11 protein-coding genes are annotated in these 11,870 nt (G+C 40.7%); 7 read left to right on the forward strand and 4 right to left on the reverse strand.

Features of this window, described 5'->3' with window-relative positions; all coding sequences use genetic code 11:
- Positions 1-14: 14 nt before the first annotated feature.
- The 4 genes from MTF67_RS16950 to MTF67_RS16965 are packed head-to-tail and all read left to right on the forward strand — an operon-like array spanning position 15 to position 4,570.
- Positions 15-1,499, forward strand: coding sequence for a sensor histidine kinase (locus tag MTF67_RS16950; RefSeq protein WP_096801178.1), 1,485 nt, complete (start codon positions 15-17; stop codon positions 1,497-1,499).
- Complete coding sequence (locus MTF67_RS16955) at positions 1,500-1,961, forward strand: response regulator (protein WP_008126515.1); 462 nt, start codon at positions 1,500-1,502, stop codon at positions 1,959-1,961. It begins immediately after the preceding gene.
- Positions 1,962-1,971: 10 nt separating this feature from the next.
- The gene (locus MTF67_RS16960; protein WP_138740804.1) at positions 1,972-3,936 is read left to right on the forward strand and encodes a response regulator; all 1,965 of its coding nucleotides are present in this window, start codon (positions 1,972-1,974) and stop codon (positions 3,934-3,936) included.
- Positions 3,937-3,955: 19 nt separating this feature from the next.
- Positions 3,956-4,570: a fumarylacetoacetate hydrolase family protein gene (locus MTF67_RS16965; RefSeq protein WP_058430251.1), complete on the forward strand. Its 615-nt coding sequence runs from the start codon at positions 3,956-3,958 to the stop codon at positions 4,568-4,570.
- Here MTF67_RS16965 and MTF67_RS16970 read toward each other — a convergent pair.
- The 3 genes from MTF67_RS16970 to MTF67_RS16980 form a co-directional block, all read right to left on the reverse strand.
- The gene (locus MTF67_RS16970; protein WP_248520200.1) at positions 4,527-5,450 is read right to left on the reverse strand and encodes an ABC transporter substrate-binding protein; all 924 of its coding nucleotides are present in this window, start codon (positions 5,448-5,450) and stop codon (positions 4,527-4,529) included. The genes MTF67_RS16965 and MTF67_RS16970 overlap by 44 nt on opposite strands.
- A 131-nt stretch (positions 5,451-5,581) precedes the next feature.
- Positions 5,582-6,634, reverse strand: a complete 1,053-nt coding sequence (locus MTF67_RS16975) for an aldo/keto reductase (protein WP_039038417.1) — start codon at positions 6,632-6,634, stop codon at positions 5,582-5,584.
- A gap of 9 nt (positions 6,635-6,643) precedes the next feature.
- Positions 6,644-7,078: a thioesterase family protein gene (locus tag MTF67_RS16980; RefSeq protein ID WP_006793666.1), complete on the reverse strand. Its 435-nt coding sequence runs from the start codon at positions 7,076-7,078 to the stop codon at positions 6,644-6,646.
- A gap of 145 nt (positions 7,079-7,223) precedes the next feature.
- Between MTF67_RS16980 and MTF67_RS16985 the strand changes: the two genes are divergently transcribed.
- The 3 genes from MTF67_RS16985 to MTF67_RS16995 all read left to right on the forward strand — a co-directional run bounded on the left by MTF67_RS16985 (position 7,224) and on the right by MTF67_RS16995 (position 10,178).
- Positions 7,224-7,400, forward strand: a complete 177-nt coding sequence (locus tag MTF67_RS16985; RefSeq protein ID WP_006793665.1) for a hypothetical protein — start codon at positions 7,224-7,226, stop codon at positions 7,398-7,400.
- A gap of 73 nt (positions 7,401-7,473) precedes the next feature.
- Positions 7,474-8,526 (forward strand): DNA polymerase IV, encoded by a 1,053-nt coding sequence (gene dinB, locus MTF67_RS16990; protein ID WP_248520207.1) that lies wholly within the window; start codon positions 7,474-7,476, stop codon positions 8,524-8,526.
- A 116-nt stretch (positions 8,527-8,642) separates the two neighbouring features.
- Complete coding sequence (locus MTF67_RS16995; protein ID WP_248520209.1) at positions 8,643-10,178, forward strand: leucyl aminopeptidase family protein; 1,536 nt, start codon at positions 8,643-8,645, stop codon at positions 10,176-10,178.
- Between the two features lie 52 nt (positions 10,179-10,230).
- On the opposite strand, the gene MTF67_RS17000 is transcribed toward MTF67_RS16995, so the two are convergent.
- Positions 10,231-11,868, reverse strand: coding sequence for a methyl-accepting chemotaxis protein (locus tag MTF67_RS17000; protein WP_006794285.1), 1,638 nt, complete (start codon positions 11,866-11,868; stop codon positions 10,231-10,233).
- Positions 11,869-11,870: the final 2 nt, after the last annotated feature.

An 11,870-nucleotide genomic window follows, 5' to 3' on the forward strand; every position in this document is an offset into this window, starting at 1 on the left:
AAACAGGAAACTAAATAAGCATGCAAAAACAACAAGGTAAAGCGAATGTTACGTGGGCGGCTTTTATAGTTGTGGTGTTATCTATTATTGTGGGTAATGCATTTTTGGCATTAAATACAATTCAAGGGTTAACCCAAACACAAAAAAGCTTAGACAACACTAGCATGCTAAGTTCGGCAATAGAGCAATTGCATTTATCTATTGTACAGGCCGAGTCTGGGCAGCGTGGCTATTTATTAACGGAAGAAGATGATTACCTTACACCTTACTTCGATGCAATTGGCCAGTTAGAAGCACAAACAGACCATGTTAAATCACTGCATTCGGAAATTGATGGTCAGTCTGAACGAATAGCCCAGCTGCTTGTTTTAGTACAAAGTAAAATTAAAGAGCTTAAAAAAACAGTTAACTTAGCGCTTGATGACAAAGAGCGCCGTGCTTTAGCTATTTTAAATACCCACAACGGCCGAGAGCTTTACAAGCAAATTCGTGAACGCGTTAATGATATTCAAGACCGCGAACTACTGTTTAAAGTGAGCCATTTTTCAAAGCTTGCTCAAATCAAAAACGAGGCCAAAATTACGTTTGCGATTACCGCTATTACTAGTGCAATACTGATTATAGGCATGTTTGTAATGACACGCTTAAACCTCAGAAATGCCGCTCAATATCGATTTGACCTTGAGAAACAAAACGAAACATTGGCTAGTAAAGTATCTGAACGCACGCAAGAGCTAACCTTGTATTCAGACGAGTTAAGCAGAAGTAACCGGGAGTTGGAAGAGTTTGCTTTTGTGGCAAGCCATGATTTGCAGGAACCTCTTCGTAAAATTCAAGCATTTAGTGACCGGTTAGAAACCATGTTCAAAGATGATTTAGGCGAAAAAGGCTTAGATTATATTGGCCGTATGAAAAACGCCGCACAGCGAATGTCGAACTTAATTAACGACTTATTAGAGTTTTCGCGTGTTACTACGCGTGGTAAAGACTTTGATGATACTAACTTAAATGAAGTAGTTGACGATATTCTTAGCGACTTAGAGATTGCAATAAAAGAGTCAGATGCACAAATTGAAGTGGCAGAGTTGCCTGTTATTCAAGCAGATAAAAGCCAAATGCAGCAACTTTTTTTAAACTTACTCTCGAATGCGGTTAAGTTTAGACGCCCAGATGTGAGTCCGCATATAAAAATTAGTTACGAACATGAGGCTATTTTTAATGAAGATCATAATGCGGAATTAAGTTTTCAAGTAATTACCATAAAGGATAATGGCATAGGGTTCTCTCAAGACTATGCTGATAAAATATTTGTACCGTTTCAGCGTTTGCATGGTCGCTCACAATATAAAGGGACAGGTATTGGTCTTTCTGTGTGCAGACGGATTGCAGAGCGCCATGGCGGTACTATTACAGCTCAAAGTAAAGACGGTGAAGGTGCAACCTTCATTATAAAACTACCAGTGGAAGCTGCGCTTTTCACTTTGCAAGGAGAGGCTTAAATGCCCTACACAAAAGTTAAACCAATTACTATTTTAATGGCAGATGACGACGAAGATGATCGTTTATTAACGCAAGATGCACTTGCTGAAAGCCGAGTACTTAACGAGCTGCACTTTGTAGAAGATGGTGTTGAATTACTTGAGTATTTGGAGCGCAAAGGAAAGTTTGCTGATAAAGAAGTATCGCCGCGTCCTGGGCTAATTTTACTTGATTTGAACATGCCAAGAATGGATGGCCGCGAGGCGTTAGAGGCGATTAAAGCAAACCCAAATTTAAAAGGGATTCCAGTTGTTATTTTAACCACATCGAAACAAGAAGAAGATATGGTTAAAGGGTATAACTTAGGTGCAGCTTCTTACATTACCAAGCCTGTTACTTTTGATGGCTTAGTTGATTTGATGAAAACCCTTGGGAAATATTGGGTTGAGTTTGTAGAGTTGCCAAGTACGTTTAACGATTAATGGAGATAGTATGTTAGATAAAGTGACTCAGTTGCTACTTGTAGAAGACGATGAAGATGATTACATACTCACCTGCGACTATTTGGAGCAATTAGACTCACATACGTTTAACGTTCAATGGGTAAGCTCTCCAGAGCAAGCAATAGAAACGCTAAGTAAAAACGAGCACGACATTTGTTTGCTTGATTACCGCCTTGGGGCATCTAATGGGCTCGATGTTTTAAAAGAAGCGATAGCTAATGGCTTTAGCGGGCCTATTATTATGCTTACGGGGCAATCGGATGATGAACTAGATTCTGCGGCACTTGACGCTGGAGCTGTTGATTACTTGATTAAAGGAGAAATGAGCTCAAGCCGTTTTGCCCGTGCAATTCGTTACGCCCTTGCCCGAAAAGATGTAGAGGGGGAGCGCGTAGAGCGCTTAAAAGCGGAAGCTGAAAACCGCTCAAAAGACCGTTTTTTAGCACATTTAAGCCACGAGTTACGTACACCGCTTTCATCAATTTTAGGTTACACAGAATTGTTAATGCAAAGCGACTTTAGTCAACAAGCCGAAAACGAGCTAGGGGTGATTTACCGAAATGGTAAACACTTACTTAGCCTCCTTAATGACGTATTAGACTTATCGAAAATAGCCGCAGATAAACTAGAGCTCACACCTAGTGAAGTAAACCTCGATAGCATGCTTGCAGATGTATACACGCTAATGCGTGTATCGGTGCTTGATAAAGGGTTAGCACTTAAGTTTGAATCAGACCAAGCGCTCCCGCTAGTTGCCCGCCTTGATGCGACGCGTGTTCGTCAAATACTAATAAATTTAATTAATAACGCCGTTAAGTTTACAGATAAAGGCGAGATAGTTGTTAAGGCTTGGACGCAGCATGTTGACGGCACAGAGATGCTCTTTTTTAGCATTAAAGATTCAGGCATGGGGATTGCACCCGAAAAGCAGCAACTTATTTTTAAACCATTTGAACAAATAGCCGATGTAGAGTCGCGTTCAGTTGGCGGTGCAGGTTTGGGCTTGGCAATATGTGCCGAGCTATTGTCTCGTATGCAGGGCAATATAAGTTTGCATTCAGAAATAGGCAAAGGGTCGACCTTTACTATTTCGGTATACCCAGGTGACATAAGTGATGTTGAGCGACAAGTGCTCAACTTTAGCAGTGCCCCACAGTTACAAAGTAAATTAACACCCACTAAAGTACACGGGCGAGTACTGGTTGTTGATGATTTGCGCGATTTACGAATGCTGGTAGGGCATATGATCAGTAGCTGCGGTGCGCGAGTAGACTACGCAGAGCATGGCCAGCAAGCACTTGAAAAAGTGCGTATAGCCGACGCCTATAAAGCGCCATACGATATTATTTTTATTGATATTCATATGCCAATAATGGGTGGTAAAGAAGCAACCATTGAGCTTAGAAAAATGGGCTACAAAGGACCAATAATTGCGCTTACAGCTGCCACAATGAAAGGCATACATGAAGAGCTTGCAGCACTTGGTTTTAATGACGTAATACCAAAACCAGTTGACAGCAGTGCACTATATCAATGCCTTCAGGATTACTTAGTTTCGCCTGAAAATGCGCCTCAGGCAAAAGATATTCAAGTCAAAGCGCTAAGTGAAAAAAGGCAGCGCTTTTTATTGGTAGAAGATGATGACGATGCTGCACAAATAACCCAGTTGCTTTTAGAAAGCTTAGGAGTAGAGACGGTTATAGCGTCAAGCTGTGCGCAGTGTTTGCAAATACTTAACCACGATCAGCAATTTGATAAAGTATTGTTAGATATGCATTTACCAGATGGCAGCGGAATTGACTTAGGTGAGCAGGTTAACGAACGATACCCTGAGCTGCGATTAGTTATTGTAAGTGGTGCGGAACCGGATCCTACAGAGATAAAAGATTTAAATATTGATCGTGTTTTATTAAAACCTATTAATTTAGGTTTATTAGAAACACTTATAAGTTAAAGCGTGAGGTTTAAATTATATGCAGTTTATAACACTAGACTCTGAAAGATTAACGCCTTCAAAAGTCGTCTGCGTTGGCAGGAATTATACGGCCCACATTGCAGAGTTAAATAACGAAACTCCCGATGAAATGGTGTTATTTAATAAACCTAACAGCGCAATTACACACACGCTAAGAGCTCAGCATAATGGCGATGTTTTGCACTACGAGACAGAGTTATGCTTTGTAGTAAAAAACAGAAAATTTGTAGGTGTTGGTCTTGGGCTTGATTTAACAAAACGCACCGTACAAAGTAAACTAAAAAATAAAGGATTACCATGGGAGCGCGCAAAGGCGTTTGATGGCTCTGTTGTTTTTAGTGAATTTGTTGCATTAAGTGGCAGCGTACATGACTTTAAATTTGAGTTAAAAATTAACGGCGCCGTTATTCAGCAAGGCGATACTCACTTTATGCTAAGTAAACCCGATGCTATTTTACAAGAAATCAGCGAGTTTATGAGCTTAGACGATGGTGACGTAGTCATGACTGGTACGCCTTCAGGTGTTGGTGAAGTGGCTGAAAACAGTACTTTTTCTGTTGCTCTGTACGCTAATGAACAGTGTTTGATTGAGCATCAGTGGCAGGTAGCTTAAAGTTAATAACCTGCTGTTGATAGTGTTTGTTGAAGTCAGCAAAACTAGAGTTTAAAAAAGTATGCTGACTTTTTATGTACTCAGGTGACTGTAAAATGGTTGTTTTTAATGCATTGTTAATCTTTTTTATTGCTTGGGTTGCAAAGTTATTTTTTGCTTTTACAGCACAGCCTATGGCACCACGTATAAAGCCAGTCTCCTCTTCAGCCAAAGGGATACTGGTTATGTTGTTAAACCTTCCTTGTTTATTAAAGTAGTCAGCCATAAATGGGTAATCAATAGAGTAGTCTAAAAAGCCACGGCTTAAGCGCGCAATCACTGCTTGGCTTTCGTTTTCGCTACTCCAACTAAATGACGAGCTATTATCATGCATGATATTTTTTATAAGTGTGTCAATTCTATTTGAAAATTTACGCGCCGCGGCTTGGCCATAAACGTAATGCTGATCAGCTAATAAATTCATTAAGCTAATAGGTGAGCCGTGTTTTTTGGTCAATTTAGGGGCTAATTCTGTGGTTGTTAATATAGAAAATGGCGGGTATACCGTTGTAGGCTTTGAAAACTTGAATATATCACTACTTTTTTCTTTGTAGATAACACATGGAAAGCATACATTTTTACCTTCATTTAAATATTTATTTATACGCTGCTGTGGCACAACAAGCCGTGTATGCTTTACATCAGTAATTGTATTAATTAGTTGCTCTGTTAGGTTGTCACAAAGCCCACCTTGTGGCGCTTTATCGCTTTTAGTTATGTGAAAAGGAGGTGTGTAACTTTGTAGCCAAATTATTTCTTTAATGGGCTCAGCTTGCTTAGTATTACCGAGTGTTGTGAACGATGAAAATAACAAACTAATTATTAATACGCGTTTTACCATTGCATAAACTTTCTTTAAAAAGTAATACTTTTTAGTATAGATAGTAATTAACAATAATAAACAATCATTTTTTATTAGTTAAAAAAGCAGGTAGTGATTTACCTGCTTTTATACCTTTTAAAAAACTAAAGTTAGTAAGGCATAGGATAGTTTTTGAAAATAGTCCCTATGCTCGTTAAGGTTTCGTCGTTTAAAGTGATATTAAAAGCGTCTATGTCCTCTTTTAACTGCGCCATAGTCGTGGCGCCAATTATAGAAGACGTTACTCCATCCACCTGATTACACCACGCAAGAGCAAGTTGTGCTGGCGTCATATTGTTTGCATGTGCAAGCTCTGCATATAACTTGGTTGCTTGTTGGGCATTAGGGGTATCTCTAAAAATACCATTACGTTGTGCGAAGCTCCACCGCGAGCCTTTAGGACGAGCACCCTCTAGGTATTTACCTGTTAGCAAACCGGCTGCTAAAGGCGACCAAGGCAGGTAAGCAATATCTTCATGTACACATTGCTCAATCAAATAAGGCCAATCTTTAGCATGAGCTAAGCTAAATTCATTTTGAATCGACACCATGCGTGGCAAGTTGTGCTCTTTTGCCAAACTTACAAATTGGCTGATCCCCCAAGGTGTATCATCAGAAAGTCCGCAATGTTTAATTTTGCCCGCTTTAACACAGTCGTTAAGGCCTTCTAAAATATCAAGCATGCCAGCTTGGTGAGCTTGTGTATCTACATCACTAAATTTAAGTATTCCTGGCCACTGTCTTGCAAAATGCGGTGTTGAACGATTAGGCCAATGTAATTGGTACAAATCAATATAATCGGTTTGCAAGCGCTTAAGGGAATTATCAACCGCCTCTATAACTGCTTGGCGGGTTATATCGCCACCCTCTCGTACCCACGATAGGCCATTACCCGCTACTTTTGTTGCCAGTACTATGTCGCTTCGTTTTTGTTGATTACGAGAAAGCCAGTCGCCAATAATTTGCTCTGTTTTACCGTAGGTTTCAGGCGAGGGAGGTACGGCATACATTTCAGCTGTATCAATAAAATTTACGCCACGCTCTAATGCATAGGCTATTTGATCGTCTGCGTCGCGTTGAGTGTTTTGAACGCCCCAAGTCATACTGCCTAGACAGACTCTTGAAACGTTAACCCCGCTGCTACCAAGTGGGCTGTATTGCATAGGAATTCCTTATGACTCGTCTTGTGCGTATTTTAGTAAGGCTGATAAAAGTGGTTCTGTAATGGGGGCTTTTGCACCCGTTTTAAAATCAAACATCACTACTTTTGATGTGCCCGTGGTGGTTATCGCACTTTGTGCGTGACTAAATACACTGTAATTCATTACAAACCGGTCGGTTTTAATATCTGAAATAGTGACCCCAACAGTTAGAGTGTCGGGAAATGTAACGGGGCGCTTATAGCGAATAGTATTTTCACTTATAACAGGGCCAACTCCACCGGGTTTAATGGTGTCGAATAAGTTTAGTTTATTTAAAAAGTCTATTCGGGCTATTTCAAAATAACGCAGGTATACCACGTTGTTAACGTGCTGAAGGGCATCCATGTCGGCCCATGCTACAGTGATGTCGGTATGAATAGGGTGATTATCTTTGAACCTTTGCATGTACTTATAGCTCTTAACTTTAAAGCACTTAGATTATCAATATGAACTAGTGAGCTCAAGGGAATTTATAATTAGGTGGTTTTAAAAAACTTTGTAACCAATTGATTTTGGTATACAGTTAAAAAACACACACAGGAGCACACACATGCAAAATATAATTAATTGGTTATTAGCTAGTTTAGTTTTTATAGCGTCGTTTACCTGTTATGCAATGGGTAACGCCTCTGGTGCTATTATTCTTATTTTGGCGGGGTTCTTTTTTGAGGTTTTGCTTTGGCTACGAAGTATGAAAGAGCAAGAAAGCACTAAACGTCTTTTTTAATTGCCACTGAGCTTGATTATAAATAGGGATTACATAATAATGACTGTATAAATAAACAGTCTTTATTGTGGTGATGAAAAAGTTTATACACATAGATATGGACTGCTTTTATGCGGCGGTAGAAATGCGAGACAACCCAAAGCTCGCAAATGTACCGCTTGCTATTGGCGGCAACAGTCGGCGTGGCGTGCTATCTACCGCCAACTATATAGCCAGAGAGTTTGGCGTGCGCTCTGCGATGTCTAATTACCATGCTAAGCAATTATGTCCCGATTTGGTTATTGTGCCCGGACGTATGGCTGTTTATAAAGAAATATCGAGCCAAATACGCGAAGTGTTTAGTCGTTACACCCACCTTGTAGAACCACTTTCTCTTGACGAAGCCTACCTTGATGTTACTGACAGCCAAGCATGTAAAGGCAGTGCGACACTCATTGCTCAGCAAATAAGAGCTGATATATACAACGCAACAGGGCTAACCGCTTCTGCAGGTGTGGCCCCAGTTAAATTTATTGCCAAAATAGCCAGTGACGAAAATAAGCCAAATGGCCAATTTGTTGTACTGCCTGATGAGGTTGACCCATTTTTAGAACAGCTGCCGCTAGGAAAAATTCCCGGTGTGGGTAAAGTCACATTAGAGAGATTAAATCTTAAAGGGCTTTATACAGGGAAAGATGTGCGTGAAAAAGGGGTGAACTGGATGCAGCAACACGTTGGTAATTTTGGTGTGTCGCTTTATCAAAAATGTGCGGGAGAATACATTGGTAGCGTTTCAACCGAGCGAATACGTAAGTCTTTAAGTGTTGAGCATACCTACGAATACAATAAAACCAGTCTGCAAGAATGCTTGGATCAGATCCCTAGCTTAATAGATGAATTAACGCGTAGGCTTGATAAGCAACAATTACAAAGTCGTATAAATAAATTAAGTGTGAAAGTGAAGTTTGCTAATTTTGTGGTGACCTCAGCCGATCAGGCTTATCATCAATTAAATACCGAAATTTTTGTTCAGTTACTTACTAAAGCGTATCAACGTGGTTTGCAGCAACCTGTTAGGTTATTAGGCATTGGCGTTGGTATTAAAAGCCAGCCTGAGCATAATTTACAATTGAGTATTTTGGATTGATGCGTGACGCTTTTACAAAGCGTTTTAGATAAATTAAACGCTTATCGCATCTTACTGGTCTTCAATATACAAATCGACGATAATAAAGGTCTATGTTTTTAACAGGATCTGTATTTATGGCATACCCTAAAGCTGTGTTAGCCCAATTAACAAGCGCTAGTCTTGAATGTGCATCACATGACGCACTGATCATCATAAGTGATGACTTTTCTAAATTACCTAATAATTCTCTTCGCGATGCCGTTTTAGCTCAGTCAAAAATTGATGCGCGCATTGGCAAGCAGGTAACCTTACTTGTTATTGAAAATAAGCGTGTAATTTTAGCGCCAACGGGGCCGCTAAATAGAGACTACGACGATGTTCGTCGTTATTTTGATGCCGCTAAACTGGCAATCAATGAAGCCAAGTTATCAGGTAGTGTTAATCCAGCCTTGTTTTTACCAAGTTTGTCAGGCGATAGCCGTTATCAGCATGCGTTAGAAGTTTCATTTTTAGGTATGTGCCAAGCACTTTGGCAGCCTTTAGAAGCGCGTGAGTACCACGGCGAAAAGATTGAGCCGATAGCCACTATTGGGCTAATTAATGCCAGTTCACAAACAGTCAAAGCTGTTAATGCTATTGCGGCTGGCCAGTACGCTGCTCGCGATTTATGTGGTACCGAGCCTGAGCGCATGGCGCCACCTCGCTTTGCTGATTATTGTGTTGATTTATTTAAAGGCACAAATATAGCCGTTGATGTAATAGATGATATTACGGCTATTGATAAACATTACCCCATGTTAAGTACGGTTGCGCGTGCATCTTATGCGGTTGAGCGTCATCATCCACGAGTTGTTAAGCTTGAGTATGTGCCTGAGGGCGAAGTTACCCGTACTCTTATGTTTGTTGGTAAAGGCCTAGTTTACGATACCGGCGGTGCAGATCTAAAAGTGGGTGGTTATATGGCGGGTATGAGCCGTGACAAAGGCGGTGCTGCCTCTGTTGCAGGGTTTATGAAAGCCGTGGCTGACTACCAACCAGAAGGTGTGAAGGTTATTGCTTACCTAGCGGTTGTGCGTAATTCAATTGGGTCTGACTGTTTTGTACCTGATGAGATAATTACAAGCCGTGAAGGTGTGCGCGTACGTATTGGTAATACGGATGCTGAAGGGCGCTTGGCAATGGGTGATCTACTAAGCGAAATGAAAGATTTAGCTAAAACAGAGGTTAACCCTACATTATTTACCGTTGCAACGCTTACAGGTCATGCCGCAAGAGCAATGGGTCCTTATGGTGCCTATGTAGAAAATGGCCCAGCAAGGCTTGCTAAAGTTTCGCGCCAAATTGCTGATTTTGGCGATTTATGGGCTGATGGTGCAGAAGTATCGCGATCGCGCCGTGAAGATTACGACTTTATAAAGCCACGTACGTTGGCGGATGATGTGCTTTCAAGTAACAACGCAGCTTCTGCAGTAACGGCACGTGGTCACCAATTCCCTATGGCGTTTTTAGCTGTTGTTGGCGGGTTAGACAAGCACGGAACAGACTCTACACAGCCTTTGCCATACGTGCATATGGATATTGCCGGTAGTGGTGTTGAAGGTGGTGATTGGCAACATGGCAAACCAACAGCCGCATCTGTTGCTAGTTTATTTGCCTGTTACTGCTTATAAACAGTTAACTACTTAAATGAAAAAGCCCTGTTTAACAGGGCTTTTTTTATACTTAATTTAATTTGAATCGATTAACAATAGATGAAAGCTCTGTACTACTTTGTTTGAGCTTGTCACTGGCGCTATTGAGTTGCTTGGTATTATCTAACGATTGCTCAGTTGATTGAGATAAATCGTTTATGCGCAGGTTCACCTCATCTGCAGCTTGAGTTTGCTGCTCTGTTGCACGTGCAATTTGGCTGTTCATTTCAGTGATAACAGATACGAGTCGTTCAATTTCATTGAGTGAGTTATTTGCAGAGGATGCCTGTTCAACGGTTGATACAGAAAGCGTTTGGCTGGCTTTAACTGCGTCTACAGCCGCTCGGGTGCCTTCTTGTAGTTTACTGATCATTGATTGAATTTCGTCAGTGCTTTGTCCTGTTCTACTGGCAAGCGTACGTACTTCATCGGCAACGACTGCAAAGCCCCGACCATGCTCACCAGCACGTGCGGCTTCAATCGCAGCATTAAGCGCGAGTAGGTTTGTTTGTTCAGAAATACTTCTAATTACATCCAGTACAGAGCCTATGTTCTGACTTTCATTTGCTAAGTCTTCTGTTACACGACTTACTGTCTCGATGTTTGCCGAGAGTGTTTCTATGGCGGTTATTGTTTCTGCGACTACGTGTTTACCCGTTGATGCGTTATGTGCCGCATCATTAGCGGCTTGCTCTGCGGCTTCTGCGTTGCTGCTCACATCATGTATTTGATGGGTCATTTGCTCCATTGCCGCTGCAACTTGTGTCGAGCTGTCGTTTTGTAGCTCTATGAATGATTGGCTAGTTTTTGTTGAGTCATCAACGGTATGGGCGTGTTCGTTAACATCGTTTGCGCTTTGCGATACATGTACCAACGATTCACGCATTTTTGAAACAAATAAATTAAATGAATGTGATAGCTTCGAAATTTCATCGTTACCTTCTTCATTTAAAGTGCGGGTTAAGTCGCCTTCACCCTGCGAAATATCTTTCATCATGTTGGCGGCAAGTCGCGTTGGTAGTAATACACTACGTCCTATAAAGTAACTAAACACAATAACAGCTATGATCATCACTACGGCGTTTAAAATAATAAGGTTACGTTGAGACGAAAAAGCAGCATCTATGGTATCTAAATATACACCTGAGCCAATTATCCACTGCCATTGGTTAAACCCTTTTACAAAGGCAACTTTATCAACGGGTTGTTCTTCACCGGGTTTTGGCCACTTGTAAGGAATAAAGCCTTCGCCATCTTTTTTAGTAATATTAACCATTTCAACAAACAACGCTTTACCGTCTGGATCTTTATTGTTAGTTAAATCTTTACCTTCAAGGGCGGGTTTTATTGGGTGCATTACCATTTCTGGTTGGTAGTTGTTTATCCAAAAATAATTAGTTTTGTCATAGCGTAAAGCACGAATTGCATTCATTGCTTGCGTTTGTGCCTGCTGCTGTGTGAGTGTGTTGTTTTGTTCAAGTGTGTGAAAGTGTTCAATAATACTATAAGCGGTTTCCACTACATTTTGTGTTTTTAGGTATTGTTCGTATTTAAGGGCTTTATATTGGTTGTTTAAGCTAGAAACACTCAATACAATCAAGCCAAAAATAACAATGCCAACCAACATAGCAAAACGCTGAAAAATACTAAAACGTCGAAGATTAAGCATGT

Origin of the sequence: Pseudoalteromonas sp. 2CM32C (assembly GCF_023161925.1) — a bacterium.
Taxonomy (GTDB): Bacteria; Pseudomonadota; Gammaproteobacteria; order Enterobacterales; family Alteromonadaceae; genus Pseudoalteromonas; species Pseudoalteromonas marina.